This window comes from Cellulosimicrobium sp. PMB13, assembly GCF_051294865.1.
GTDB lineage: Bacteria > Actinomycetota > Actinomycetes > Actinomycetales > Cellulomonadaceae > Cellulosimicrobium.
In genome coordinates this window covers 2076990-2100393 of the sequence record NZ_CP145910.1, presented here as the reverse complement: position 1 = coordinate 2100393, position 23404 = coordinate 2076990, and the positions used below count along the sequence as shown (strand labels likewise).

Annotated in this window: 36 protein-coding genes; 2 read left to right on the top strand and 34 right to left on the bottom strand. The window is 70.7% G+C overall.

The annotated features are described in order from the left end of the window. Positions 1–118: 118 nt before the first annotated feature. From rpsI to V5D56_RS09580, 4 genes are all read right to left on the bottom strand, one after another. Positions 119–607 carry a 30S ribosomal protein S9 gene (gene rpsI, locus V5D56_RS09595; protein ID WP_435738781.1) on the bottom strand — a complete coding sequence of 163 codons (489 nt, stop codon included), beginning with the start codon at positions 605–607 and terminating at the stop codon, positions 119–121. Between the two features lie 44 nt (positions 608–651). Then, complete coding sequence (gene rplM / locus V5D56_RS09590; RefSeq protein ID WP_435738780.1) at positions 652–1095, bottom strand: 50S ribosomal protein L13; 444 nt, start codon at positions 1093–1095, stop codon at positions 652–654. 213 nt (positions 1096–1308) lie between these two features. Next, entirely contained in the window at positions 1309–2226 is a 918-nt protein-coding gene (locus V5D56_RS09585; protein WP_435738779.1) for a rhodanese-related sulfurtransferase, read from the bottom strand. Positions 2227–2370: 144 nt separating this feature from the next. Beyond that, positions 2371–4089: an ATP-binding cassette domain-containing protein gene (locus V5D56_RS09580; protein ID WP_435738778.1), complete on the bottom strand. Its 1719-nt coding sequence runs from the start codon at positions 4087–4089 to the stop codon at positions 2371–2373. 141 nt (positions 4090–4230) lie between these two features. Here V5D56_RS09580 and V5D56_RS09575 point away from each other — a divergent pair, with 141 nt between their 5' ends. Further along, positions 4231–4629 carry a DUF5709 domain-containing protein gene (locus tag V5D56_RS09575; RefSeq protein ID WP_435738777.1) on the top strand — a complete coding sequence of 133 codons (399 nt, stop codon included), beginning with the start codon at positions 4231–4233 and terminating at the stop codon, positions 4627–4629. Positions 4630–4651: 22 nt separating this feature from the next. Here V5D56_RS09575 and truA read toward each other — a convergent pair whose 3' ends face one another. Further along, positions 4652–5542, bottom strand: a complete 891-nt coding sequence (gene truA / locus V5D56_RS09570) for a tRNA pseudouridine(38-40) synthase TruA (protein WP_435738993.1) — start codon at positions 5540–5542, stop codon at positions 4652–4654. A gap of 229 nt (positions 5543–5771) precedes the next feature. On the opposite strand from truA, the gene V5D56_RS09565 reads away from it, so the two are divergent. Further along, positions 5772–6530, top strand: coding sequence for an ROK family protein (locus V5D56_RS09565; protein WP_435738776.1), 759 nt, complete (start codon positions 5772–5774; stop codon positions 6528–6530). A gap of 44 nt (positions 6531–6574) precedes the next feature. Here the strand turns inward: V5D56_RS09565 and V5D56_RS09560 are convergent, their stop codons facing one another. The 29 genes from V5D56_RS09560 to rplD all read right to left on the bottom strand — a co-directional run bounded on the left by V5D56_RS09560 (position 6575) and on the right by rplD (position 23399). Beyond that, positions 6575–7384: an alpha/beta fold hydrolase gene (locus tag V5D56_RS09560; RefSeq protein ID WP_435738775.1), complete on the bottom strand. Its 810-nt coding sequence runs from the start codon at positions 7382–7384 to the stop codon at positions 6575–6577. Positions 7385–7593: 209 nt separating this feature from the next. Further along, positions 7594–8157 (bottom strand): 50S ribosomal protein L17, encoded by a 564-nt coding sequence (gene rplQ / locus V5D56_RS09555; RefSeq protein ID WP_435738774.1) that lies wholly within the window; start codon positions 8155–8157, stop codon positions 7594–7596. An 84-nt stretch (positions 8158–8241) separates the two neighbouring features. After that, a complete protein-coding gene (locus tag V5D56_RS09550) occupies positions 8242–9261 on the bottom strand; it encodes a DNA-directed RNA polymerase subunit alpha (protein ID WP_251153551.1) in 1020 nt (339 codons plus the stop codon). 228 nt (positions 9262–9489) lie between these two features. Continuing rightward, positions 9490–9897, bottom strand: coding sequence for a 30S ribosomal protein S11 (gene rpsK, locus V5D56_RS09545; protein WP_251153550.1), 408 nt, complete (start codon positions 9895–9897; stop codon positions 9490–9492). Positions 9898–10003: 106 nt separating this feature from the next. Continuing rightward, positions 10004–10378: a 30S ribosomal protein S13 gene (gene rpsM / locus V5D56_RS09540; protein WP_229243414.1), complete on the bottom strand. Its 375-nt coding sequence runs from the start codon at positions 10376–10378 to the stop codon at positions 10004–10006. Positions 10379–10603: 225 nt separating this feature from the next. Further along, positions 10604–10717, bottom strand: a complete 114-nt coding sequence (rpmJ, locus tag V5D56_RS09535; protein WP_003956441.1) for a 50S ribosomal protein L36 — start codon at positions 10715–10717, stop codon at positions 10604–10606. 100 nt (positions 10718–10817) lie between these two features. Then, positions 10818–11039: a translation initiation factor IF-1 gene (gene infA / locus V5D56_RS09530; protein ID WP_012867920.1), complete on the bottom strand. Its 222-nt coding sequence runs from the start codon at positions 11037–11039 to the stop codon at positions 10818–10820. Between the two features lie 292 nt (positions 11040–11331). Beyond that, positions 11332–12168, bottom strand: a complete 837-nt coding sequence (gene map, locus V5D56_RS09525) for a type I methionyl aminopeptidase (RefSeq protein WP_435738773.1) — start codon at positions 12166–12168, stop codon at positions 11332–11334. A gap of 79 nt (positions 12169–12247) precedes the next feature. Then, positions 12248–12805, bottom strand: a complete 558-nt coding sequence (locus V5D56_RS09520; protein WP_435738992.1) for an adenylate kinase — start codon at positions 12803–12805, stop codon at positions 12248–12250. 29 nt (positions 12806–12834) lie between these two features. Beyond that, positions 12835–14133 carry a preprotein translocase subunit SecY gene (gene secY / locus V5D56_RS09515; protein ID WP_435738772.1) on the bottom strand — a complete coding sequence of 433 codons (1299 nt, stop codon included), beginning with the start codon at positions 14131–14133 and terminating at the stop codon, positions 12835–12837. A gap of 318 nt (positions 14134–14451) precedes the next feature. Further along, positions 14452–14994: a 50S ribosomal protein L15 gene (gene rplO / locus V5D56_RS09510; RefSeq protein ID WP_435738771.1), complete on the bottom strand. Its 543-nt coding sequence runs from the start codon at positions 14992–14994 to the stop codon at positions 14452–14454. A 2-nt stretch (positions 14995–14996) separates the two neighbouring features. Beyond that, entirely contained in the window at positions 14997–15179 is a 183-nt protein-coding gene (gene rpmD, locus V5D56_RS09505) for a 50S ribosomal protein L30 (protein ID WP_021480439.1), read from the bottom strand. Continuing rightward, positions 15179–15832 (bottom strand): 30S ribosomal protein S5, encoded by a 654-nt coding sequence (gene rpsE, locus V5D56_RS09500; protein ID WP_251153546.1) that lies wholly within the window; start codon positions 15830–15832, stop codon positions 15179–15181. The genes rpmD and rpsE overlap by 1 nt, the downstream gene beginning before the upstream one ends. Before the next feature lie 40 nt (positions 15833–15872). Then, complete coding sequence (gene rplR, locus V5D56_RS09495) at positions 15873–16244, bottom strand: 50S ribosomal protein L18 (RefSeq protein WP_251153545.1); 372 nt, start codon at positions 16242–16244, stop codon at positions 15873–15875. A gap of 2 nt (positions 16245–16246) precedes the next feature. Then, on the bottom strand, positions 16247–16783 hold the full coding sequence (gene rplF, locus V5D56_RS09490) for a 50S ribosomal protein L6 (protein ID WP_435738770.1): 537 nt from the start codon (positions 16781–16783) through the stop codon (positions 16247–16249). Between the two features lie 19 nt (positions 16784–16802). Further along, on the bottom strand, positions 16803–17201 hold the full coding sequence (gene rpsH, locus V5D56_RS09485; protein ID WP_251153543.1) for a 30S ribosomal protein S8: 399 nt from the start codon (positions 17199–17201) through the stop codon (positions 16803–16805). An 82-nt stretch (positions 17202–17283) separates the two neighbouring features. Then, positions 17284–17469: a type Z 30S ribosomal protein S14 gene (locus tag V5D56_RS09480; RefSeq protein ID WP_012867931.1), complete on the bottom strand. Its 186-nt coding sequence runs from the start codon at positions 17467–17469 to the stop codon at positions 17284–17286. Position 17470: 1 nt separating this feature from the next. After that, positions 17471–18040, bottom strand: coding sequence for a 50S ribosomal protein L5 (gene rplE / locus V5D56_RS09475; protein ID WP_251153542.1), 570 nt, complete (start codon positions 18038–18040; stop codon positions 17471–17473). Next, positions 18040–18381 carry a 50S ribosomal protein L24 gene (rplX, locus tag V5D56_RS09470; RefSeq protein ID WP_251153541.1) on the bottom strand — a complete coding sequence of 114 codons (342 nt, stop codon included), beginning with the start codon at positions 18379–18381 and terminating at the stop codon, positions 18040–18042. Before rplX ends, rplE begins: the two co-directional genes overlap by 1 nt. Positions 18382–18383: 2 nt before the next feature. Further along, a complete protein-coding gene (gene rplN / locus V5D56_RS09465; RefSeq protein WP_079572436.1) occupies positions 18384–18752 on the bottom strand; it encodes a 50S ribosomal protein L14 in 369 nt (122 codons plus the stop codon). Between the two features lie 215 nt (positions 18753–18967). Next, positions 18968–19270, bottom strand: a complete 303-nt coding sequence (gene rpsQ / locus V5D56_RS09460) for a 30S ribosomal protein S17 (RefSeq protein ID WP_251153540.1) — start codon at positions 19268–19270, stop codon at positions 18968–18970. A gap of 11 nt (positions 19271–19281) precedes the next feature. After that, on the bottom strand, positions 19282–19518 hold the full coding sequence (rpmC, locus tag V5D56_RS09455) for a 50S ribosomal protein L29 (protein WP_069386375.1): 237 nt from the start codon (positions 19516–19518) through the stop codon (positions 19282–19284). After that, entirely contained in the window at positions 19518–19937 is a 420-nt protein-coding gene (gene rplP, locus V5D56_RS09450) for a 50S ribosomal protein L16 (RefSeq protein WP_069386374.1), read from the bottom strand. The genes rpmC and rplP overlap by 1 nt, the downstream gene beginning before the upstream one ends. Before the next feature lie 3 nt (positions 19938–19940). After that, on the bottom strand, positions 19941–20795 hold the full coding sequence (rpsC, locus tag V5D56_RS09445) for a 30S ribosomal protein S3 (RefSeq protein WP_251153539.1): 855 nt from the start codon (positions 20793–20795) through the stop codon (positions 19941–19943). Next, the gene (rplV, locus tag V5D56_RS09440; RefSeq protein WP_251153538.1) at positions 20795–21166 is read right to left on the bottom strand and encodes a 50S ribosomal protein L22; all 372 of its coding nucleotides are present in this window, start codon (positions 21164–21166) and stop codon (positions 20795–20797) included. Before rplV ends, rpsC begins: the two co-directional genes overlap by 1 nt. Positions 21167–21233: 67 nt before the next feature. Beyond that, entirely contained in the window at positions 21234–21515 is a 282-nt protein-coding gene (rpsS, locus tag V5D56_RS09435; protein ID WP_435738769.1) for a 30S ribosomal protein S19, read from the bottom strand. 15 nt (positions 21516–21530) lie between these two features. Then, complete coding sequence (gene rplB, locus V5D56_RS09430; protein WP_191612722.1) at positions 21531–22367, bottom strand: 50S ribosomal protein L2; 837 nt, start codon at positions 22365–22367, stop codon at positions 21531–21533. A 31-nt stretch (positions 22368–22398) separates the two neighbouring features. Then, complete coding sequence (gene rplW / locus V5D56_RS09425) at positions 22399–22689, bottom strand: 50S ribosomal protein L23 (RefSeq protein ID WP_251153537.1); 291 nt, start codon at positions 22687–22689, stop codon at positions 22399–22401. Then, a complete protein-coding gene (rplD, locus tag V5D56_RS09420; protein WP_251153536.1) occupies positions 22686–23399 on the bottom strand; it encodes a 50S ribosomal protein L4 in 714 nt (237 codons plus the stop codon). The genes rplW and rplD overlap by 4 nt, the downstream gene beginning before the upstream one ends. Between the last annotated feature and the right edge of the window lie 5 nt (positions 23400–23404).

Sequence of the window (23404 nt, the reverse complement as noted above, 5' to 3'; positions counted from 1 at the left end):
GTCGCGCGTCGACCGCGCGCCGCCTTGCATACCCGCGCCGGGGCTCGTCAACAGTCCTGACAAATGCCGTCGGCCCCGGCGGACGAGTCCACCGGGGCCGACGATCACACGGCGCGGATCAGCGCTTGGAGTACTGCGGGGCCTTGCGGGCCTTCTTGAGCCCGGCCTTCTTGCGCTCGACGACGCGTGCGTCGCGCGTGAGGAAGCCGGCCTTCTTCAGCGCCGGGCGGTTGTTCTCCGCGTCGATCGCGTTGAGCGCACGGGCGATGCCGAGGCGCAGCGCACCGGCCTGCCCGGAGGTGCCGCCACCCGAGATGCGGGCGACGACGTCGAAGCGACCCTCGACGTCGACCAGCTTCAGCGGGGAGTTGACGAGCTGCTGGTGGACCTTGTTCGGGAAGTAGTCCTCGAGCGTGCGCCCGTTGACCTTCCACTGACCCGTGCCGGGCACGAGGCGGACGCGAGCGACCGCCTCCTTGCGACGGCCCAGGGCCTGCCCGGGGGCGGTGATGCTCTGCCCGCGGCCCGTGGGGGCTGCGGACTCGGAGGTGTAGGTGCTGGGGGTCTCGTCACCCAGCGTGTCGGTCTCGACGGTGGTCTCGGCCACGGGTGTGTCCTCGCGTCTCTCTGTCGGCTACGCCTGGGCGGCGATTACTGCGCGACCTGGGTGATCTCGAACGGCTGGGGCTGCTGAGCGGCGTGGGGGTGCTCGGCACCCGCGTAGACCTTCAGCTTGCCCATCTGGGCGCGGCCGAGGCTCGTCTTCGGCACCATGCCGCGCACGGCCTTCTCGACGGCACGCTCGGGGTGCTTGTCGAGCAGGTCGCCGTAGGCGGTGGCACGCAGACCACCCGGGTAGCCCGAGTGGTTGTAGGCCATCTTCTGCTCGCGCTTGTTGCCGCTGAGGGCGACCTTGCCGGCGTTGATGACGATGACGAAGTCACCGCCGTCGACGTGCGGAGCGAAGGTCGGCTTGTGCTTGCCGCGCAGCAGGGTGGCCACGTGGGTGGCCAGGCGGCCCAGGACGACGTCGGTCGCGTCGATGACGTACCAGTTGCGCTGGATGTCGCCGGGCTTCGGGGTGTACGTACGCACGGTCGTAGCCTTCGTTTCTGTCAGGTGTCTTCTTCGGCCGCTGAAGCAGGCGGTCGAGAGGGCGTTGTCGTTGCGCGGCGGGCTCGGTCGACACCCGCTCCTTGGCCGGCAGCGAGTGGGCGCGCTAGCGACACGGGTGTCGTGAGAAGAGCACAACGACTCACCAGAGTACCCGCGCGGGCGGGTCGTGGTCAAAGCGGCCGGACGAGCATCTCAGGTGCGGGTGCGGGTGCCGGCCCTCTCCGGTCGTTCCTCGACGCACACCTCGCAGCGCCCCTCCCGCGCGGTCGCGGCGCAGTCGTCGCAGAAGAGCCGCAGCGTCCGGCACGAGGGGTCGGCGCAGTTGTCGTACCACGCCGTCGCGGCGGCGCACACGGTGCACTCCCCCAGCGGGGTCGAACCCGGTCCGAGCTCGACGTGCCTCCGCTCGTCGAACACGTAGAGCGACCCGTCCCACAGCCCCGTCGAGCCGAACACCTCGCCGTAGCGCACCACACCGCCGTCGAGCTGGTACACCTCCTCGAACCCGCGCGCGCGCAGGAGCGCCGACAGCACCTCGCACCGCACGCCACCGGTGCAGTACGTCACCACCGGGCGCTGCTTGAGGTCGTCGTAGCGGCCCGAGTCGATCTCGGCCACGACGTCCCGCGTCGTCTCAACGTCCGGGACCACCGCGCCCCGGAACCGCCCGATCGCGGCCTCGAACGCGTTGCGGCCGTCGAACATCACGACGTCGTCCCCGCGCGCGTCGACGAGGTCGTGCAGGCCCTGCGGACTGAGCCGCTCCCCGCCCCCCACCACGCCGTCCTCGTCGACCTTCAGCTCGTCCGCCGCACCGAACGCCACGAGCTCGGGACGCACCTTGACCGACAGGCGCGGGAAGTCGTGGCCCGTACCGTCCGACCACTTGACGTCGATGCGCTCGAAGCCCGCGTACCGTCGCGTCGTCTTCACGTACTGCTTGAGGTCCTCCACCGTCCCGCCGAGCGTCGCGTTGATGCCGTGCTCCGAGACGAGGACGCGGCCCGTCAGGTGCCAGAGCTCGGCGAGGGCGAGCTGCCAGAGCTGCACCGCGCGCGGGTCCGCGAGCGGGGTGAAGGCATAGAAGAGCACGATCTTGTGGACGGCCATGCTCTCCAGGATAGGGATCTCGCGGCCTCCCCCGGACCGAGCCCGCGACCACCCGCGACCACCCGCGACTGCCCGCGACTGCCCGCGACCGCCCGCGACGCCCCACCACGGCGACGATCGCCGATCCTGCCGGCGGGGCGCCGGTCAGCGGACGCGGTCCACGCGCTCGACGTCCCAGACCGGCTCCGGTGTCTCGACGACCCGGCCGTCGCCCCCGAGGACGAGGAACCGGTCGAAGCCGCGCGCGAACCAGCGGTCGTGGGTCACGGCGAGGACCGTGCCCTCGAACGCCGCGAGGCCGGCCTCGAGCGCCTCCGCGGAGTGCAGGTCGAGGTTGTCCGTCGGCTCGTCGAGCAGCAGGAGCGTCGCGCCGTCGAGCTCGAGGAGCAGGATCTGGAACCGCGCCTGCTGACCGCCCGACAACGTCTCGAAGCGCTGCTCCGCCTGGGCGACGAGCTCGTACCGGTCGAGCGCGCGGCTCGCGTCCTCGCGCCCCCTCCCCGCCCGGTTGCCCTCGCCGCGGTGCAGGATCTCCAGCAGGGTGCGCCCGCGCAGGCCGGGATGGTCATGGTTCTGGGCGAACCAGCCGGGCCGGACGCGCGAGCCCAGGACGGCCCGCCCGGTGTGGGCGACCGGTGCGGGGGCGTCCGCGTCGGCGGGTGCGCCGGGGAGCCCGGGGTGCGGCGCGACGTCGGGCACGAGGCCGGGCTCCGGGTCGCTCCCGCCCGCGGCGAGGAGGCGGAGGAGGTGCGACTTGCCCGAGCCGTTCGACCCGAGCACGGCCACGCGCTCGCCGAAGAACACCTCCAGGTCGAACGGCTGCACGAGCCCGGTGAGCTCGAGGGCGTGGCACGTCACGGCGCGCTTGGCCGTGCGCCCGCCCCGCAGGCGCACGCTGACGCGCTGCTCGCGCGCCAGGACCTCGGGCGGACCGGCCTCCTCGAACTTCCGCAGGCGCGTGCGCGCCGCCTGGTACCGGCTCGCGAGCCCGTCGTTGAACGCCGCCTTCGTCTTGAGCGTCTGGACGAGGTCGACGAGCTTGCGGTGCTCCTCGTCCCAGCGGCGCGCGAGCTCGGCCAGCCGCTCGCGACGCTCCTCGCGCGCCTGCGCGTACGTCGTGAACCCGCCGCCGTGGACCCAGAGCGTGCCGCCCCCGGGTGTCGGCTCGAGGGTCGCGACCTGCGTCGCGGTGCGCGCGAGCAGCTCGCGGTCGTGCGACACGTACAGGACCGACTTCGGTGACTCGACGAGCCGGTCCTCGAGCCAGCGCTTGGTCGGGACGTCGAGCGCGTTGTCCGGCTCGTCGAGCAGGAGGACCTGCTCCGGGCCGCCCAGCAGCGCGGTGAGGGCGAGCCGCTTCTGCTCCCCGCCCGACAGCGTCCGCAGCTCGCGCCACTGCGCCCGCTCGAAGGGGATCGACAGCACCTCGTCGGTCACGCGGTCCCACGCCGTCTCCGCGTCGTACCCGCCGACGTCCGCCCAGTCCGCGAGCGCCTGCGCGTACCGCATCTGCGCGGCGGTGTCGTCGACGGTCATGACGTCGAGCTCGGCGGCGGCGAGCTCGATCGCCGCCTCGCGCACCGCGGTCGGGGCCAGCTCGACGAGCAGGTCGCGCACCGTGCGGTCGTCGTCCCCGCGCGCGACCTGCTGCCGCATCACGCCGAGGCCCCCGCTGCGGACGACGGCGCCGCCGTGCGGGGCGAGGTCGCCCGTGACGATCCGCAGCAGCGTGGACTTGCCGACGCCGTTCGGGCCCACGAGCGCGACCCGGGCACCGTCCGCGACCCGCAGGCTCACGGAGTCCAGGAGGGTCCGGCCGTCGGGCAGGTGGTAGGTGATGTCGCTGATCTCGAGGTGTCCCACCCCGCCATGGTCGCCCGTGGCACGCGTCGTGGTCACGTCCTTTGGCGCGGCGGTCGACCCGACGGCGTGGGGCCGGGAGGTCCGTGGCGGCCGGGACGCCGTCGTGCTGCGACGGTCGTCGCGAGGTGCGACGGTGGGGGCATGACCGAGACCACAGGCACCAGCCCTGACCCGGAGACCGGGGCCGAGGGCGACAACGACCAGCTGCAGGCGGAGGACACGCTGCTCGACCGGGGGGTGGACGACGTGCTCGACGAGGGCTACTCCCCGCCGGAGCGCGACCGCGCGAACCACTTCGGCGAGACGGCGTGGGAAGAGGTCCACGGCGAGTCGCTCGACCAGCGCCTCGCGGAGGAGGAGCCGGAGGAGTGGGACGGCGACCCGCTCGACCGGCCCGACACCTCCCGCGCGGGCCGGCTCACCGCCGACCCCGACGCCCTGGACGGGCGCCAGAACGACACCTACGCCGACGACGAGGGCATCTCCGGTGCGGGCGCGAGCGCGGAGGAGGCCGCGGTCCACATCGTCGAGGAGCCGTGACCGGTGGGGCGTCGTCGGCGGGTCAGGACCCGTCGGCGGCGTCCCACACGTCCTCCTCGTTGCGGACCGCACGGATGCGCTCGGCCCGGTCCGCGAGCTGCTCGTCCGGCGGGTAGGTCACCTCCTCGAGCACCAGCCCGTGCGACGGCACGACGCCGGCCCCGCCGTCGCGCCGTCGGCTCGCCAGGAGCGCAGCGGGCCACGCGACGTCGCGCCGCCCCTCCCCCACGGCGAGCGACGCACCGACCAGGGCTCTGACCATGTTGTGGCAGAACGCGTCCGCGCGGACGTGCGCGACGACCAGCCCGGCGTCGGGGCCGTCGGTCGGTCGCGACCATGACAGGTGCTGCAGCTCGCGGATCGTCGTGGCACCGGGGCGCGGCTTGCAGAACGCAGCGAAGTCGCGCACCCCGAGCAGCGGGCGGACGGCCGCGTCCATCGCGGCCACGTCGAGCGGCCGGCGGTTCCACAGCGTCCACTCGCGGCGCAGCGGGTCGCGCTGCTCCGGGTCGTCCACGACGCGGTAGGTGTACGCGCGGTGCAGCGCGGAGAACCGCGCGTCGAACCCTTCCGGTGCCGGGGTGGCACGACGCACCACGACGTCGCTCGGCAGCACGCCCCCGAGCCGCGCGACGAGCGCGGAGCCCGGCTCGCGGTCGGAGCGACCGGGCAGCGCCTCCCACTGGGCGCGCGTGAGGTCGACGTGCGCGACCTGGCCGCGGGCGTGCACGCCGGCATCCGTGCGGCCCGCGACGGTCAGCCGGGGCGGGTCGCCCCGCAGGAGGGTCGCGAACGCGTCCTCCAGGGCACCCTGGACCGTCCGCAGCCCGGGCTGCCTCGCCCACCCGGCGAAGCGCGTGCCCTGGTAGGCCAGGTCCAGCCGGACGCGTACGGCGTCTCGGGCCGGCCCCAGCCGGTCGCCAGAGCTCTCGTGCTGGTCGCCGGTGGCGCCGCCGGGCGCAGGCGTCGGCACGGAAGGGCGGTCGGGCGGAAGGTCGTTCACAGGGGTTCACGGTAGCCGTCGGTCGCGGTCGACGGGGTCCCCCGAGCCCGCGACAGTGCCTGCAGCGGCGGCGGCGCGGGCCGGTCGCCGTCCGCCCCGCGCGTCGCGCACGCCTCTGCGCGCGCCTACGCTGCGACGCATGACCGACCTGAGGACGCTCGCCGTCGACTGCGGCGGCGGCGGGATCAAGGCGAGCGTGCTGGACTCCTCCGGCACCGCCCACGCGGCAGCCGTGCGCGTGCCGACCCCGTACCCGTTCCCGCCGGAGCTGCTCGTCGAGACGGTCGCGGACATCGCGAGCAGGCTCCCGCGCGCGGACCGCGCGACTGTCGGCATGCCCGGGATGATCCGCCGCGGCGTCGTCGTGCACACCCCGCACTACGTGACGCGCAGCGGCCCGCGGTCGCGCGTCGACCCGGCTCTCGTCGAGGCCTGGACGAGCTTCGACGTCCAGGCAGCCGTCGCGCGCCGCCTCGGCGTGCCTGCGCTCGTGCTCAACGACGCCGAGGTCCACGGCGCGGGCGTCGTCGCGGCGTCGGGGCTCGAGCTGGTCCTCACCCTCGGGACAGGTCTCGGGTCCGCCCTGTTCCACGGGGGTCGGCTCGCGCCGCACCTCGAGTGGTCGCGCGCGCCCGTGCGGCGCGGAACGTCGTACGACGAGTACGTCGGCGAGCCGGAACGGCGGCGCCTCGGGAACGCGCTCTGGTCGCGGCGTGTGCTCGCCGTCGTGGACGGGCTGCGGCCGGTGTTCTGGTGGGACCGCCTCTACCTCGGCGGCGGGAACTCCCGGCAGATCACGCCCACGGTGCTGGACCGGCTGGGCGACGACGTCGTCGTGGTCCCGAACTCCGCCGCGCTCGTCGGGGGCGCCCGCGCGTGGGACCTCCCGCTCGCCTGACGGCGCCTGCGGGCAGCCGGCCGCCCGATGGGCGCGCGTGGGCCCTACCGGCCGCCTGACGCGGTCAGCGAGCGGTCGTCGGCGGCCCCGGCAAGGCGGGCTGGAGCGTCGCGCGCCGGGCCGCGCGCGACGTCGGCCACGGCCTCGAGCAGGTGGCGCGAGAAGGCGACAGGCCGGTCGAGGCTCACGAGGTGACGTGCCCCCGGGATCACGACGAGGCGGGCGCGTGCTCCCCCGCGACGTGCGGCGGCGAGGAACGACCGCTCGCCCGTCCGGAAGTGGTCCCACCGCCCGTTGACGAGCCAGACCGGCGAGTCCGTCGACTCGAGCGCGCCGAGCGGGTCGGCGGTTCCCAGCTCCCGCAAGATCGCGCTCATGACGTCGAGGGCGAAGCCGCCCGCGGCGAGGTCGGCTGCCCCCTCGGCGGGCATCGCGCGATCGACGAGCGCCTGGTTGAGGGCCGCCCCGCCGTCGGGGAGCCTCTCGATGCGCTCCGCGGCGACGAGCCACGCGGCGCGCAACCGCGTGCTCGGCACGGTCGAGCAGCTCGCCGCGACCAGCCCGAGCACGTGGTCGGGATACCGCGCCCGAGCCTCGATCGCCACGTACCCGCCCAGCGACAGCCCGACGACGAGCGCCCGCCCACCCAGGTCGTCGACACCCTGTGCGACGGCCTCCACCGCGCCGTCGAGCGTGAACGGCTCGCCGCGCCGCGTGCCGTGGCCGGGAAGGTCGACGGCGAGGGCGGGGACACGGGCACGGTCGAGCGCGGCGAGCTGGGCACGCCACATCGTGCGCGACGTGCGCGAACCGTGCACGAGGAGCACGGGCGGGGCGTCGCGGACGGAGCGCATCTCTTGACAGTAGGCGCCGGGCCGGGCGGTCGCACGGGCCCTTGACATCAGCCCCTGTCGCGAGATCGACCCGAGCGTCGCGAGATCGACCTTCTGAAGGTCGATCTGGCGACGCTGAGGTCGACCTCGTGGAGCGATACCGCCCCGCGGACGACGAAGGGCCCGGAACCGTGCGGTTCCGGGCCCCTCGTGCGGAGCAGAAGGGGGCCTCAGGCCTCCTTGGTCTCCTCGGCCTTGTCAGCGGGAGCGTCCTCGACGGGCGCGTCCGCGACCTGGTCCTCGGCGACGGGAGCGTCCTCGACGGGAACGTCCTCGACCGGGGCGTCGGCCTTCTTCGCCGGCTTGTCGGCCTTCTTCTTGCTGGCCTTCTCCGCAGCCTTCTCGGCCTCGCGGACGACGGCCTGCTTCGGGCTGACGGGCTCGGTCACGAGCTCGATGACCGCGAGGGGCGCGTTGTCGCCCTTGCGCGTGCCGACCTTCGTGATGCGCGTGTAGCCACCGTTGCGCTCCGCCATCTGCGGCGCGATCTCGGTGAACAGCGTGTGCACCACGGACTTGTCGCGCACGACGCGCAGGACGCGACGACGCGCGTGCAGGTCACCGCGCTTGGCGAACGTGATGAGGCGCTCGGCCAGCGGACGCAGGCGCTTCGCCTTGGTCTCGGTGGTCGTGATGCGGCCGTGCTCGAACAGCGACGTGGCCAGGTTCGCGAGGATCAGACGCTCGTGAGCCGGTCCACCGCCGAGCCGCGGACCCTTGGTGGGGGTAGGCATGGGATGTGCTCCTTGGGAAGTTTTCGCGGCCGGGGTGCGACCCGGGGCGCGCTAGAGGTGTGGGAGTCGCTGGCTCGCGCCGGCTCAGTACTGCTGCTCGGTGTCCGAGAACGTCGGCTCGTCCTCGTCGCCGTCGTAGTACGCCGCGGCCGAGGGGTCGAAGTCCAGCGGCGAGTCCTTGAGGGACAGGCCGAGCTCGGCGAGCTTCTCCTTCACCTCGTTGATGGACTTGGCACCGAAGTTGCGGATGTCCAGCAGGTCGGCCTCGCTGCGAGCGACGAGCTCGCCCACCTGGTGGATGCCCTCGCGCTTGAGGCAGTTGTACGAGCGGATCGTGAGGTTGAGCTCCTCGATCGGCAGCGCGAGGTCCGCGGCGAGCGCGGCGTCCGTCGGCGACGGGCCGATCTCGATGCCCTCGGCCTCGACGTTGAGCTCACGGGCCAGGCCGAACAGCTCGACGAGCGTCTTGCCCGCGGACGCGAGGGCGTCGCGGGGCGAGATCGCCTGCTTCGTCTCGACGTCCACCACCAGCTTGTCGAAGTCCGTGCGCTGCTCGACACGCGTCGCCTCGACCTTGTAGGTCACCTTGAGGACCGGCGAGTAGATCGAGTCGACCGGGATGCGGCCGATCTCCGCGTCGAACGACTTGTTCTGCGCAGCCGAGACGTACCCGCGGCCACGCTCGACCGTGAGCTCGATCTCGAGCTTGCCCTTGTCGTTCAGCGTGGCGATGTGCAGATCGCTGTTGTGGACCTCCACGCCCGCGGGCGGGACGATGTCCGCCGCGGTGACGGCGCCAGCGCCCTGCTTGCGCAGGTACATCACGACGGGCTCGTCGTTCTCCGAGGAGACGACGAGGTTCTTGATGTTGAGGATGACCTCGGTGACGTCCTCCTTGACACCCGGCACGGTGGTGAACTCGTGGAGCACACCGTCGATGCGGATGGAGGTGACCGCCGCGCCCGGGATGGACGACAGCAGCGTGCGACGCAGCGAGTTGCCGAGCGTGTAGCCGAAGCCCGGCTCCAGGGGCTCGATGGAGAAGCGCGAACGGTTCTCCGAGATGACCTCTTCGGTCAAGGTGGGGCGCTGTGCGATCAGCACTGGTGGTTTCCTTTCGGTGAGCGTCCGCCATATGACGCTTCACGGTTCAAGGCGAGGTGCGCGCCTGCGCGCGCGGCCCCGGCCGGGACTCGGTCCACCCGGTCGGGAAGGGGTGCCGTCGACGCGCCCGGGCCGTAGCCCGGACGGACCGCTGCCGTCGACGGGGCTCCGGCGTGCGCGAGGCACCCGGGGACCCGTCGACGGCGTGCGTGCCGACGGCGAGGACGATCAGACGCGGCGACGCTTGGGCGGACGGCACCCGTTGTGCGCCTGCGGCGTCACGTCCTGGATCGAGCCGACCTCGAGGCCGGTGGCCTGGAGGGAGCGGATCGCGGTCTCGCGGCCGGAGCCGGGGCCCTTGACGAAGACGTCGACCTTCTTCACACCGTGCTCCTGCGCGCGGCGCGCGGCGGACTCCGCGGCGAGCTGCGCGGCGAACGGCGTGGACTTGCGGGAGCCCTTGAAGCCCACGTGCCCGGCCGAGGCCCAGGCGATCACGGCGCCCGTCGGGTCGGTGATCGAGACGATCGTGTTGTTGAAGGTGCTCTTGATGTGCGCCTGGCCCAGCGGGACGTTCTTCTTGTCCTTGCGGCGCGGCTTGCGCGAGCCGGAGGCTGCGCGAGTCTTGGGAGGCATGTGCTCTTTCTCTCCTGGTCTGAGGTGGTCGGACCGCGGGGATCTCCGAGCCGCCCGGTGACGCGTGGGTCACCGCACGGCTGGGGCCCGCCCGGCGGACTGCTGCTTAGCGGGCCTTCTTCTTGCCGGCCACGGTGCGCTTCGGTCCCTTGCGCGTGCGCGCGTTGGTCTTCGTGCGCTGACCGCGCACGGGAAGGCCGCGGCGGTGACGCAGGCCCTGGTAGGTGCCGATCTCGACCTTGCGGCGGATGTCGGCGGCCACCTCACGACGGAGGTCACCCTCGAGCTTGTAGTTGCCCTCGAGGTAGTCGCGGAGCGCGACGAGCTCGGCGTCGCCGAGGTCCTTCACGCGCGCGTCCGGGCTGATGCCCGTGGCGGCCAGCGTCTGCTGGGCGCGGGTGCGGCCGACGCCGAAGATGTAGGTGAGCGCAACCTCGAGCCGCTTGTCGCGGGGGAGGTCGACGCCGATGAGACGTGCCATGTGCCTTTCGGCTCCTCGTACTTCGTCCGGAGGTCTTCCGCACCGCCCTCCCGCGGGAGCCGCGGGCCCCGGCCTCCGGGCCGGGGGTTTCCCCGCGCCGTCGTGCGGCCGCCGTGGCGACCGCCCTCCGGGGCGGGTTCGTGGTGGTGCGCTGGTGGGCGCCGCCCTCAGGCGGTCGCCCGGTGATCCGGCCCGAGGGCCGTCACCCGTGGCGCAGGCGAGGGCTCAGCCCTGGCGCTGCTTGTGCCGCAGGTTGTCGCAGATCACCATGACGCGACCGTGCCGGCGGATCACCTTGCACTTGTCGCAGATCTTCTTGACGCTGGGCTTGACCTTCATCAGTGTTCCCTCAGTGGTGCTCCGCCCCCGCACGACGGTGGACCGGGCGGACCGGTCTACCGCGGAGACGGCGGCTGGTTGAGTGGTGGACGCGTGACGACTACTTGTAGCGGTAGACGATCCGGCCGCGGGACAGGTCGTACGGGCTGAGCTCCACCACGACACGGTCCTCGGGGAGGATCCGGATGTAGTGCTGACGCATCTTGCCCGAGATGTGGGCGAGAACCTTGTGCCCGTTGGCCAGCTCCACGCGGAACATCGCGTTCGGCAGGGCCTCGACCACGCTGCCCTCGATCTCGATGACACCGTCCTTCTTTGCCATGTCCTCCGCTAACTCTCGTCTGAACTGCTCGGTCCCACGCGCGAGGGACCGAGGCCCGCGAGCGTGGATTGTCGTGTGGAGCCTCGCGTCGACGCCGGCACCGGCGCCCTTCGGGACGGCGGAGCCGGGCGTACCAGTGAACACGGACTACACCCAACGGTCTATCCTACGGCATCCGGCAAGCGTCGTGAAACCCGGGTGTGTCACACCGGTCCACCGACGCGAGCCGGCCGGCGCGCACCCCCGCGGCGCAGACCGCAGGGCGCCGCACCGTCGCGAGAGCGACGAGACGTCAGGCGCCGAGCGGCGCGACCTGCACGCCGCGTGCCGCGAGCTCGCCCGCACCGCCGTCGGGCGCGGTGAGGACCCAGATGCCGTCCTCGAGGATCGCGACGCTGTGCTCCCAGTGCGCGGCCCGCGAGCCGTCGTCGGTGACGACCGTCCAGTCGTCCTCGCACACCTGGGTGAAGCGCTCCCCGCGCGTGACCATCGGCTCGATCGCGAGGCACATGCCCGGCCGGAGCCGCGGACCGCGGTCGCGCGTGCGGTAGTTCGGGACGTCCGGCGGCTGGTGCATCGCGGAACCGATCCCGTGCCCCACGTACTCCTCGACGATCCCGTAGGCGACGCCGTCCCGCTCCCCCGCCGCTCGGACCGAGTCCTCGATCGCGACGCCGACGTCGCCGAGCCGCTCGCTCCTGGCGAGCGCGGCGATCCCGTCCCACATGGCCTGGCGCGTGGCCTCGACGAGCGCCTCGTCGGCGGGGTCCGCCTCACCGAGGACGAACGACGTCGCGGAGTCACCGTGCCAGCCGTCGACGACGGCGCCGCAGTCCACCGACACGACGTCTCCCGCGCGCAGCTCGCGCGCCCCGGGGATGCCGTGCACCACCTCGTCGTTGACCGACACGCACACCGTCGCCGGGTACCCCTCGTAGCCGAGGAACGACGAGGTGGCACCTGCGTCAGCGATGACCGCGGCGGCGAGGGCGTCGAGGTCGCTCGTGGTCATGCCGGGCCGCACGGCGTCGCGCACCGTCTCGAGGGCCGTCGCGACGACGACCCCCGCACGCCGCATGGCCTGGACCTGATCGTGCGTCTTGTACTCGATGCGTTCGCGACCGAACACCGTGCTCCCTCTCCCGACCGGCACCCGCACGGCACCGCTCGGGGCACCGGACCGCGGGTCGTGCGGTACTGCTCTGTCGTCAGGCGACCAGCGGCTCGAGCGCGGACACGATGCGCTCCGTGACGTCGTCGATCTCGCCGATGCCGTCCACGCGGACGAGCAGACCCCGCTCGTCGTACGCGGAGGTGAGCGGAGCCGTCTGCTCCGCGTAGATGTCGAGGCGGCGCGCGATGGCCTCCTCGGTGTCGTCCTCACGGCCCTCGATCTCGGCGCGCTTCGCGAGCCGGGCGAGGAGCTCGTCACGGTCCGCCGTGATCTCCACGACGCCGTCGAGCGACCAGCCCAGGTCGGCGAGGATCGCGTCGAGCTCGACGACCTGTGCCGCGTTGCGGGGGTAGCCGTCGAGGATGAAGCCGCGTGCGACGTCGTCCTGAGCGAGGCGGTCCCGCACCATCGCGTTGGTCACGGAGTCGGGGACGAGGTCGCCCTTGGCCGTGTACTCCTGCACGAGGCGGCCGAGCTCCGTGCCGCCCTTGATGTTCGCCCGGAAGATGTCGCCCGTGGAGATCGCGGGGATCGCGAAGCGCTCGGCGAGCCGGGCGGCCTGCGTCCCCTTGCCGGCACCCTGAGGGCCCATGATCACGAGGCGTGCGGTGGGGGCGTTGCTCAACGGAGGAACCCTTCGTAGTGGCGCTGCTGCAGCTGGGAGTCGATCTGCTTGACCGTCTCCAGGCCGACGCCGACCACGATGAGGATCGAGGAGCCGCCGAACGGGATGTTCGTGCTCACGCCGAGACCGATGAGGACCAGCGTCGGCAGGAGCGCGACGAGCGCGAGGTAGATGGAGCCCGCGGAGGTGATGCGGGTGATGACGTAGTCGAGGTACTCGGCGGTCGGGCGCCCGGCGCGGATGCCCGGGATGAACCCGCCGTACTTCTTCATGTTGTCCGCGACCTCGTCCGGGTTGAACGTGATCGCCGTGTAGAAGAAGCAGAAGAACAGGATCATCGCGACGTACAGCGCGATGTGCAGCGGCGCCGCGGGGTCGGCGAGGTTCGTGCTGACCCAGATCACCCAGCCGGCGGTCTGGTCGCCGAACTGCGCGATGAGGCCCGGGACCGCGAGCAGCGAGGCCGCGAAGATCACCGGGATGACGCCGGCCATGTTGATCTTGATCGGGATGTACGTGCTCGAACCGCCATACATGCGCCGGCCGACCATGCGCTTGGCGTACTGGACCGGCACCCGGCGCTGCGACTGCTCGACGAACACGACGAGCCCGATCACGAGGACGATCACCGCGATCATGATGATGAAGTTCGCGGCGCCGTTCGCGCCACCGGCGATCGACCAGAGGGCGGTCGGGAAGCTCGCGGCGATCGACGTGAAGATGAGCAGCGACATGCCGTTGCCGACGCCACGCTCGGTGATGAGCTCGCCCAGCCACATGATGAGGCCGGTACCGGCGGTCATCGTGATGACCATGAGGGCCATCGTGACGAAGCTGCCGTCGGGGATGACCTCGACCGAGCAGCCCTGGAAGAGCAGACCGTTGCGCGCCGTCGTGATGACGGTCGTCGACTGGAGGATCGCGAGCGCGATCGTCAGGTAGCGCGTGTACTGCGTGAGCTTCGCGGTGCCCGACTGTCCCTCCTTGTGCAGGGCCTCGAAGCGAGGGATCACCACGCGCAGGAGCTGCACGATGATGCTCGCCGTGATGTACGGCATGATCCCGAGCGCGAAGATCGACAGCTGGAGCAGCGCGCCGCCGCTGAAGAGGTTGACGAGCCCGAGCAGGTCGTTGCCCTCGGCGGTCTCCGCGATGCACTGCTGCACGTTGGGGTAGTCCACACCCGGCGTGGGGATGAACGAACCCACACGGAAGATCGCCATGATCGCGATCGTGAACAGCAGCTTGCGCCGCAGGTCAGGCGTCCGGAAAGCCCGGGCGAATGCGCTGAGCACCTATCCTCCTGGCCCGCCGAGGCGGGATGTCGTGTCGCCGGGAGGCCCGGCGAGGTGTGACGCACGGCACCGGCGCCAAGAGGCACCCTAACCGTTGCGCCGCGTCGAACGGCAAGTCGGTGTCGGCTGACCGGGATCGGTCGGTCGTCCACCACGTCGACCAGCCGTCGGTCCAAGACCGACGACGGCCGACGGGAAGTCTAGTCGCGCCCCGCTGCCCGACGGGACGGCGACCGTTCCCGAGACCCGGCGCGAGCCGGTCCCGAGACACGGACAGGGCCGACGGCGCGTGCGCGCCACCGGCCCTGTCCAGTGGTGTCAGTCCTCCGAGACCGAACCGCCGGCCGCGAGGATCTTCTCGCGGGCCGCGCCCGAGAGGGCGTCGACCGCGACCTCGAGCTTGACGGTGATCTCGCCCGTACCGAGCACCTTCACGAGCTGGCCCTTGCGGACCGCGCCCTTCGCCACGAGGTCCTCGACGGTGACGGAGCCACCCTCGGGGTACAGCGCGGCGAGCTTGTCCAGGTTCACGACCTGGTACTCGGTGCGGAACGGGTTCTTGAACCCGCGCAGCTTCGGCAGGCGCATGTGCAGAGGCATCTGCCCGCCCTCGAAGCGCTCGGGCACCTGGTAACGAGCCTTCGTACCCTTGGTACCGCGGCCCGCCGTCTTACCCTTCGACGCCTCACCACGACCCACACGGGTCTTGGCCTTCTTGGCGCCGGGAGCCGGACGCAGGTGGTGCATCTTGAGCGTGCCGCCGGCACCCTCGGTCTGCTTCGCCGGAGCGGCCTCCGCCTTCTTGGCGGGAGCCTTCTTCTTCGGAGCCTCGACGGTCTCCTTGGTGGCCTTCTCAGCCATGGTCACTCGACCTCCTCAACGGTGACGAGGTGCGCCACCGTCGCGACCATGCCGCGGATCTCCGGGCGGTCCTCCTTCACGGCGGTGTCGCCGATCCGCTTGAGGCCCAGAGTGCGCAGCGTGTCGCGCTGGTTCTGCTTGCCGCCGATGGCGGACTTCGTCTGGGTCACCTTGAGCCTGGCCATCAGGCGTTCACCCCCGCTGCACGGGCACGCAGCAGCGCGGCCGGAGCCACGTGCTCGAGCGGCAGGCCACGGCGCGCCGCGACAGCCTCAGGCTGCTCGAGGTTGCGCAGCGCCTCGACGGTCGCGTGCACGATGTTGATCGCGTTGGACGAGCCGAGCGACTTGCTCAGGACGTCGTGGATACCGGCGCACTCCAGCACGGCGCGCACCGGACCGCCGGCGATGACACCGGTACCCGGAGCGGCCGGACGCAGGAAGACGACGCCGGCGGCGGCCTCACCCTGGATGGGGTGCGGGATGGTGCCCTGGATGCGCGGGACCTTGAAGAAGTTCTTCTTGGCCTCCTCGACACCCTTGGCGATCGCCGCGGGCACCTCCTTCGCCTTGCCGTAGCCGACACCGACGGTGCCGTCGCCGTCGCCCACCACGACCAGCGCGGTGAAGCTGAAGCGACGGCCGCCCTTGACGACCTTGGAGACGCGGTTGATGGTGACGACGCGCTCGACGAAGGCGTTCTTCTCGGCTGCGTCGCCCCGGCGACCGTCACGGCGGTTGTCACGACGGTTGTCGCGGCCCCCGCGGGCGTTCTGGTCGCTCGACTCGTTGGCGGCACCCGTGGGGGCGCCGGTGTTGCTGCGCTGCCCTGCAGCCATCAGAGAATCCTTTGCTTCCGTGTACGGATGGTCGGCGTCGTCACAGGGCCAGACCGCCCTCGCGTGCGCCGTCGGCGACCGCAGCGACCCGACCGTGGTACTTGTTGCCACCGCGGTCGAACACGACGGAGTCGACGCCCTTGGCCTTCGCACGCTCGGCGACGAGCTCGCCGACCTTGCGGGCCTTGGCGCTCTTGTCGCCGTCGAGCGCACGCAGGTCCGCCTCGAGGGACGAGGCCGACGCGAGCGTCTGGCCGATCGTGTCGTCCACGACCTGGGCCGTGATGTGGCGCGTGGAGCGCGTGACCACGAGGCGCGGACGAGCGTCGGTCCCCTTGATCTTCTTGCGCAGGCGCAGGTGGCGGCGCTGACGCGCGACGGCCTTGCCCTTGCCGAGAACCTTCAGAGCCATCGTTACTTACCAGCCTTTCCGACCTTGCGGCGGACGACCTCGCCGGCGTAACGCACACCCTTGCCCTTGTACGGCTCGGGCTTGCGGATCTTGCGGATGTTCGCAGCGACTTCGCCGACCTGCTGCTTGTCGATGCCCGACACCGAGAACTTGGTGGGGCTCTCGACGGCGAACGTGATGCCCGCGGGCGGGGTCACGACGACCGGGTGGCTGAACCCGAGGGCGAACTCGAGGTCCGAGCCCTTCGCGGTCACGCGGTACCCGGTACCGACGATCTCGAGCTTCTTCTCGTAGCCCTGCGTGACGCCCTGGACGATGTTCGCCAGGAGGGTTCGCGTGAGGCCGTGCAGCGCGCGGGACGCGCGCTCGTCGTCCGGGCGCGACACCACGAGCGTGGCGTCCTCCTGGGCGACCTGGATGGGGGTGGGCACGTTGTGCTCGAGAGAACCCTTGGGGCCCTTCACGGTCACGAGCGCGCCGCTGATGGTGACGTCCACTCCGGCCGGGACCGGAACGGGGATCTTGCCGATTCGAGACATGGCGTATCTCCTTTCCGGATTACCAGACGTAGGCGAGGACTTCGCCGCCCACGCCCTTCGTAGCGGCCTGCTTGTCGGTGAGGAGGCCGGAGGACGTGGACAGGATCGCCACGCCGAGGCCGCCGAGCACCTTGGGCAGGTTGGTGGACTTCGCGTACACGCGCAGGCCGGGCTTCGACACGCGACGCACGCCGGCAAGGCTGCGCTCACGGTTCGGGCCGAACTTGAGCTGGATGGTGAGGTTCTGGCCCACCTTCGCGTCCTCGACGCTCCAGCCGGCGATGTAGCCCTCGGCCTGGAGGATCTCGGCAATGTGCGACTTCAGCTTCGAGAACGGCATGGTGACCGTGTCGTGGTAAGCCGAGTTCGCGTTCCGCAGACGCGTCAGCATGTCTGCGATCGGATCGGTCATCGTCATTGGGCTCTAGCCCTTCCTCGACGTGGTATCCCGGCGGGCGCGCACCGTGCGGTGCGTCCCGCCAGGACCTACGACGTAGTTGTTACCAGCTGCTCTTGGTGACGCCCGGAAGCTCACCACGGTGGGCCATCTCGCGCACGCAGATGCGGCACAGGCCGAACTTGCGGTACACGGAGTGCGGACGACCGCACTTCTGGCACCGGGTGTAGGCGCGGACCGCGAACTTGGGCTTGGCGGCCGCCTTGTTGACCAGGGCCTTCTTCGCCATGTCAGTTCTCCTTGAAAGGCATGCCGAGACGGCGCAGCAGGGAGCGGCCCTCGTCGTCGGTCGTCGCCGTGGTCACGATCGTGATGTCCATACCGCGGACACGGTCGATCTTGTCCTGGTCGATCTCGTGGAACATCGACTGCTCCGTGAGGCCGAACGTGTAGTTGCCGTGCCCGTCGAACTGCTTGGGCGACAGGCCGCGGAAGTCGCGGATGCGCGGCAGGGCGATCGACAGCAGACGGTCGAGGAACTCCCACATGCGGTCGCCGCGCAGCGTGACGTGCGCACCGATCGGCATGCCCTCACGCAGCTTGAACTGCGCGATGGACTTGCGGGCCTTCGTGACCTGCGGCTTCTGGCCGGTGATCGCGGAGAGGTCGCGGATGGCGCCCTCGATGAGCTTCGAGTCCTTGGCGGCGTCACCGACACCCATGTTCACGACGATCTTCGTGACGCGGGCGACCTGGTTGACGTTGCCGTGGCCGAACTCCTCGCGCAGACCGGCGACGATCTCGTCGCGGTAGCGCTGCTTGAGGCGCGGGACCTCGGGGGCTGCGATATCGGTGCTCATCAGATGTCCTTACCGGAGCGCTTGGCGACACGGACGCGAACCGTCCGCTTGCGGCCGTCACGCTCGACCTCTTCGGTGCGGTACCCGACGCGGGTGCCCTTCTTGGTCTCCGGGTCGACGACCATCACGTTGCTGATGTGGATCGGCGCCTCGACGGTCTCGATGCCACCGGTCCGCGTGCCGCGCTGCGACTGGCCGACCTTGGTGTGCTTCGTGACGCGCTGCACGCCCTCGACGACCAGGCGGTCGCTGTCCTTGAGGACCTCGAGCACGCGTCCCTGCTTGCCGCGGTCCTTGCCCGCGATGACGACCACGAGGTCGCCCTTCTTGATCTTCGCCATGGTCAGAGCACCTCCGGAGCCAGCGAGATGATCTTCATGAAGCGCTTGTCGCGCAGCTCACGACCGACGGGGCCGAAGATGCGCGTACCGCGCGGCTCGCCGTCGTTCTTGAGGATCACGGCCGCGTTCTCGTCGAACTTGATGTAGGAACCGTCCGGACGACGGCGCTCCTTGGCGGTCCGGACGATGACGGCCTTGACGACGTCGCCCTTCTTCACGTTGCCGCCCGGGATCGCGTCCTTGACGGTTGCGACGATGGTGTCGCCGATTCCGGCGTAGCGACGGCCCGAGCCACCGAGAACGCGGATGCAGAGAATCTCCTTGGCACCCGTGTTGTCGGCGACACGAAGTCGCGACTCCTGCTGGATCATGTCATGTACTCCTGTCGTCGAGCCGGTTCTCACCACGACCGCGGTCGGGGCGAGCCTTGCCGAACGGATAGCTGTCAGTGCCGGGTCCCTCGCGGGTGAACCGGCCAGGTCGCGGCGGGGGACCCGCCGCTCCTGTCCTCACTGGTTGCCGCACCGCGAGGCGCGGCACGAGATCGGTCGTGGCGGACGACGTGCGCCGCCCGCCACGGCCGGTACTACTTGGCCTTCTCGAGGATCTCCACCAGGCGCCACCGCTTGGTCGCGGACAGCGGGCGGGTCTCCATGATCAGGACGAGGTCGCCGACGCCGGCGGAGTTCTGCTCGTCGTGCGCCTTGACCTTGCTCGTGCGACGGATGACCTTGCCGTAGAGCGGGTGCTTGACCCGGTCCTCGACCTCGACCACGACGGTCTTGTCCATCTTGTCGCTGACGACGTAGCCGCGGCGGGTCTTGCGGTACGCGCGCGCCTCCTCGGCGCTCGCCTCCTCGACCGGGGCGTTCGTTGCGTTCTCGCTCATTCCAGCCTCACTCACTCGGCGCTCGGTGCAGTACGGATACCGAGCTCGCGCTCACGCAGGATCGTGTAGATCCGCGCGATGTCGCGACGGACGGCCTTGAGGCGTCCGTGGCTCTCCAGCTGGCCGGTGGCCGACTGGAAACGGAGGTTGAAGAGCTCCTCCTTGGCCTTCTTCAGCTCGGCGACGAGCTTCTCGTCGTCGAAGGCATCCAGGTCCGTGGGGGCGAGCCCCTTCGTTCCGACAGCCATCAGTTGCCACCACCCTCGCGCACCACGAAACGGCACTTCATCGGGAGCTTGTGGATCGCGCGGCGCATGGCCTCACGAGCCAGGGGCTCCGGGACACCGGCCAGCTCGAAGACGATGCGGCCGGGCTTGACGTTGGCGACCCACCACTCGGGCGAGCCCTTGCCGGAACCCATGCGGGTCTCGGCGGGCTTCTTGGTCAGGGGACGGTCCGGGTAGATGTTGATCCAGACCTTTCCGCCACGCTTGATGTGGCGGGTCATCGCGATACGAGCAGCCTCGATCTGACGGTTCGTGACGTACGCCGGCTCGAGAGCCTGGATGCCGTACTCACCGAACGAGATCTGCGTGCCACCCTTGGCCGCGCCGGAGCGCGACGGGTGGTGCTGCTTGCGGTGCTTGAGCCTGCGCGGGATCAGCATGACTCAGGCCTCCGTTCCGGTCTCAGGGGCCTGCTGAGCGGGCTCCGTGGCCGGGGCCTGCTCGGCGGCCGGCGCCTCGGGAGCTGCGCTCCGCTCGGCCGAACGCTCGGGACGACGCCCACCACGGCGGTCGCCGCCACGGTCGCCACCGCGCTCGCCGCGCGGGCCGCCACGGCCCTGGCGAGGAGCAGCGGTCGCCTGCTGGGCGGCCCACTCCTTCTCGGTCATGTCGCCCTTGTAGATCCACACCTTCACGCCGATACGGCCGAACGTGGTGCGGGCCTCGAAGAAGCCGTAGTCGATGTTCGCGCGCAGCGTGTGCAGCGGCACACGACCCTCGCGGTAGAACTCCGACCGGCTCATCTCCGCGCCACCGAGGCGGCCGGAGACCTGGACGCGGATGCCCTTCGCGCCGGCGCGCTGCGCGGACTGGATGCCCTTGCGCATGGCACGACGGAACGAGACACGGCTCGCGAGCTGCTCCGCGATCCCCTGGGCCACGAGCTGGGAGTCGATCTCAGCGTTCTTGACCTCGAGGATGTTGAGCTGCACCTGCTTGCCGGTGAGCTTCTCCAGCTCGCCGCGGATGCGGTCGGCCTCGGCGCCACGGCGACCGATGACGATGCCCGGGCGCGCCGTGTGGATGTCCACGCGGACACGGTCACGGGTGCGCTCGATCTCGACCTTGGAGATGCCCGCGCGCTCGAGACCGGTGCTCATGAGCTTGCGGATCTGGACGTCCTCGCGGACGTAGTCGCGGTACCGCTGTCCGGGCTTGGTGCTGTCGGCGAACCAGCGCGACCGGTGGTCGGTGGTGATGCCGAGGCGGTACCCGTGCGGGTGAACCTTCTGTCCCACTATCGGGCACTTCCCTTCGTGTTCTCGCGCGGAGCGATCACCACGGTGATGTGGCTGGTGCGCTTGAGGATGCGGTTCGCACGGCCCTGGGCGCGCGGGCGGAAACGCTTGAGGGTCGGGCCCTCGTCGACGAACGCCTCACGCACGACGAGCTCCTGCTCGTCGAACGCGACGCTCGCGCGGTCCGCCTTCACCCGGGCGTTGGCGATCGCGCTCTCCACGACCTTGCGGACGGGCTCGCTCGCCGCCTGCGGTGCGAACTTCAGCACCGCGACGGCCTCGGAGGCCTGCTTGCCACGGATGAGGTCCACGACGCGCCGGGCCTTCTGGGGCGTGACACGGACGAACCGCGCCTGCGCCTTGGCTTCCATTGCTGTCCTGCCTTCTTGTGTGTTGACCGTCATTCGACAATCCAGTCGTCACCTTGACCCTCGCGGGTCAGCGGCGACGACCCTTCTTGTCGTCCTTCACGTGGCCGCGGAAGGTCCGCGTGGGAGCGAACTCGCCGAGCTTGTGGCCGACCATCGCCTCGGTGACGAACACCGGGGTGTGCTTGCGACCGTCGTGCACGGCGAAAGTGTGACCGAGGAAGTCGGGCGTGATGACCGACCGGCGGGACCAGGTCTTGATGACGTTCTTGGTCCCCTTCTCGTTCTGCACGTCCACCTTCTTCTGGAGGTGGCCGTCGACGAAGGGGCCCTTCTTCAGGCTACGAGGCATGTTTCCAGGCTCCTATCAGCGCTTCTTGCCGGTACGTCGACGACGCACGATCAGCTTGTCGCTCGGCTTGTTCGGACGGCGGGTACGACCCTCCGGCTGGCCCCAGGGGCTCACCGGGTGGCGTCCACCGGAGGTCTTGCCCTCACCACCACCGTGCGGGTGGTCGATCGGGTTCATCGCGACACCGCGGACGGTCGGGCGCTTGCCCTTCCAGCGCATGCGGCCGGCCTTGCCCCAGTTGATGTTCGACTGCTCGGCGTTGCCCACCTCGCCGACCGTCGCGCGGCAGCGCAGGTCGACGTTGCGGATCTCGCCGGAGGGCATGCGCAGCTGCGCGTACGGGCCGTCCTTGGCGACGAGCTGGACCGACGCGCCGGCCGAGCGGGCGATCTTCGCGCCGCCACCGGGCTTGAGCTCGATGGCGTGGATGACCGTACCGGTCGGGATGTTGCGCAGCGGCAGGTTGTTGCCGGGCTTGATGTCAGCCCCGGCGCCGTTCTCGATGACGTCGCCCTGCTTGAGCTTGCTCGGCGCGATGATGTAGCGCTTCTCGCCGTCCGCGTAGTGCAGGAGCGCGATGCGCGCCGTGCGGTTGGGGTCGTACTCGATGTGAGCGACCTTCGCGGGCACGCCGTCCTTGTCGTGACGACGGAAGTCGATCACGCGGTACGCACGCTTGTGGCCACCACCCTTGTGACGGGTGGTGATGCGGCCGGAGCTGTTGCGACCGCCGCTCTTGGAGAGCGGGCGGACCAGAGACTTCTCCGGCTGCGAGCGCGTGATCTCGGCGAAGTCGGCGACGCTCGAGCCGCGGCGGCCGGGCGTCGTCGGCTTGTACTTACGGATTCCCATGGGGATCTGTCCTCAATCTGCTCTCGTCGGCTCAGCCGAAGATGTCGATCGTGCCCTCGCGGAGGGTGACGATCGCACGCTTGGTGTCCTTGCGCTTGCCCAGGCCGAAACGCGTGCGACGCGTCTTGCCCTTGCGGTTGATCGTGTTCACCGACGCAACCTTGACGGAGAAGATCTGCTCGATGGCGATCTTGATCTCGGTCTTGTTGGCCCGCGGGTCCACGACGAACGTGTACTTGCCCTCGTCGAGGAGGCCGTAGCTCTTCTCGGAGACGACGGGCGAGAGGATCACGTCGCGGGGGTCCTTGGTCACGGTGGTCACTTCGCAGCCTCCTCGGCAGCAGTCTCGTCCGCCTCGGTGGAGGTGGCGACGGCCTTCGCGGAGCGACCCGTGGACGGGCCGGCCAGGAACGCGTCGAGCGCGCCCTGCGTGAAGACGACGTCGTCGGAGACGAGCACGTCGTAGGTGTTGAGCTGGTCGGCCACCAGGAGGTGGACCTGCTCGACGTTCCGCAGCGACTTGACCGTCAGCTCGTCACCACGCTCGGTGACGACGAGGACGTGCTTGCGCTCGGAGAGCTTCGCGAGCGTCGCGAGGGCGGTCTTGGTCGACGGAGCACCGTCGACGCCGAAGCCCGTCACGACGTGGACGCGGCCGTTGCGGGCCCGGTCCGAGAGGGCACCGCGGAGCGCGGCGGCCTTCATCTTCTTCGGGGTCCGCTGGTCGTACGAGCGCGGCGTCGGTCCGTGGACCGTGCCACCGCCCGCGAACTGCGGCGCGCGGATCGAGCCCTGGCGGGCGCGGCCGGTGCCCTTCTGCTTGTACGGCTTGCGTCCACCACCGCGGACCTCGCCGCGGCTCTTGGTGTCGTGGGTGCCCTGGCGTGCGGCAGCACGCTGGGCGACGACGACCTGGTGGATCAGCGGGACGTTCGTCACGACGTCGAACACCTCGGCGGGGAGCTCGGCGGTCCCGGCCTTCTTGCCGCTCGCGTCGAGGACCTCAACGGTCAGCGCGTTCTGCGTTGCCATCGGTT

Bases quoted from the DNA above. Each gene is read 5' to 3' on its own strand.
- V5D56_RS09520 (WP_435738992.1), bottom strand. From the start codon at position 12,805: ATGGGCCCTCAGGGTGCCGGCAAGGGGACGCAGGCCGCCCGGCTCGCC.
- V5D56_RS09575 (WP_435738777.1), top strand. From the start codon at position 4,231: ATGACCGAGACCACAGGCACCAGCCCTGACCCGGAGACCGGGGCCGAG.
- V5D56_RS09565 (WP_435738776.1), top strand. From the start codon at position 5,772: ATGACCGACCTGAGGACGCTCGCCGTCGACTGCGGCGGCGGCGGGATC.
- V5D56_RS09480 (WP_012867931.1), bottom strand. From the start codon at position 17,469: ATGGCGAAGAAGGCCCTGGTCAACAAGGCGGCCGCCAAGCCCAAGTTC.
- rplD (WP_251153536.1), bottom strand. From the start codon at position 23,399: ATGGCAACGCAGAACGCGCTGACCGTTGAGGTCCTCGACGCGAGCGGC.
- rplR (WP_251153545.1), bottom strand. From the start codon at position 16,244: ATGGCTCTGAAGGTTCTCGGCAAGGGCAAGGCCGTCGCGCGTCAGCGC.
- rpsQ (WP_251153540.1), bottom strand. From the start codon at position 19,270: ATGAGCGAGAACGCAACGAACGCCCCGGTCGAGGAGGCGAGCGCCGAG.
- rplQ (WP_435738774.1), bottom strand. From the start codon at position 8,157: ATGCCTACCCCCACCAAGGGTCCGCGGCTCGGCGGTGGACCGGCTCAC.
- V5D56_RS09560 (WP_435738775.1), bottom strand. From the start codon at position 7,384: ATGCGCTCCGTCCGCGACGCCCCGCCCGTGCTCCTCGTGCACGGTTCG.
- rplX (WP_251153541.1), bottom strand. From the start codon at position 18,381: ATGGCGAAGATCAAGAAGGGCGACCTCGTGGTCGTCATCGCGGGCAAG.
- rpsK (WP_251153550.1), bottom strand. From the start codon at position 9,897: ATGCCTCCCAAGACTCGCGCAGCCTCCGGCTCGCGCAAGCCGCGCCGC.
- rpmD (WP_021480439.1), bottom strand. From the start codon at position 15,179: ATGGCCAGGCTCAAGGTGACCCAGACGAAGTCCGCCATCGGCGGCAAG.
- rpsE (WP_251153546.1), bottom strand. From the start codon at position 15,832: ATGGCTGCAGGGCAGCGCAGCAACACCGGCGCCCCCACGGGTGCCGCC.
- rpmJ (WP_003956441.1), bottom strand. From the start codon at position 10,717: ATGAAGGTCAAGCCCAGCGTCAAGAAGATCTGCGACAAGTGCAAGGTG.
- rpsM (WP_229243414.1), bottom strand. From the start codon at position 10,378: ATGGCACGTCTCATCGGCGTCGACCTCCCCCGCGACAAGCGGCTCGAG.
- rplO (WP_435738771.1), bottom strand. From the start codon at position 14,994: ATGGCTGAGAAGGCCACCAAGGAGACCGTCGAGGCTCCGAAGAAGAAG.
- rplV (WP_251153538.1), bottom strand. From the start codon at position 21,166: ATGGAAGCCAAGGCGCAGGCGCGGTTCGTCCGTGTCACGCCCCAGAAG.
- V5D56_RS09585 (WP_435738779.1), bottom strand. From the start codon at position 2,226: ATGGCCGTCCACAAGATCGTGCTCTTCTATGCCTTCACCCCGCTCGCG.
- infA (WP_012867920.1), bottom strand. From the start codon at position 11,039: ATGGCAAAGAAGGACGGTGTCATCGAGATCGAGGGCAGCGTGGTCGAG.
- rplB (WP_191612722.1), bottom strand. From the start codon at position 22,367: ATGGGAATCCGTAAGTACAAGCCGACGACGCCCGGCCGCCGCGGCTCG.
- rplP (WP_069386374.1), bottom strand. From the start codon at position 19,937: ATGCTGATCCCGCGCAGGCTCAAGCACCGCAAGCAGCACCACCCGTCG.
- rpmC (WP_069386375.1), bottom strand. From the start codon at position 19,518: ATGGCTGTCGGAACGAAGGGGCTCGCCCCCACGGACCTGGATGCCTTC.
- rpsH (WP_251153543.1), bottom strand. From the start codon at position 17,201: ATGACGATGACCGATCCGATCGCAGACATGCTGACGCGTCTGCGGAAC.
- rplE (WP_251153542.1), bottom strand. From the start codon at position 18,040: ATGAGCACCGATATCGCAGCCCCCGAGGTCCCGCGCCTCAAGCAGCGC.
- rplN (WP_079572436.1), bottom strand. From the start codon at position 18,752: ATGATCCAGCAGGAGTCGCGACTTCGTGTCGCCGACAACACGGGTGCC.
- rplF (WP_435738770.1), bottom strand. From the start codon at position 16,783: ATGTCTCGAATCGGCAAGATCCCCGTTCCGGTCCCGGCCGGAGTGGAC.
- rpsS (WP_435738769.1), bottom strand. From the start codon at position 21,515: ATGCCTCGTAGCCTGAAGAAGGGCCCCTTCGTCGACGGCCACCTCCAG.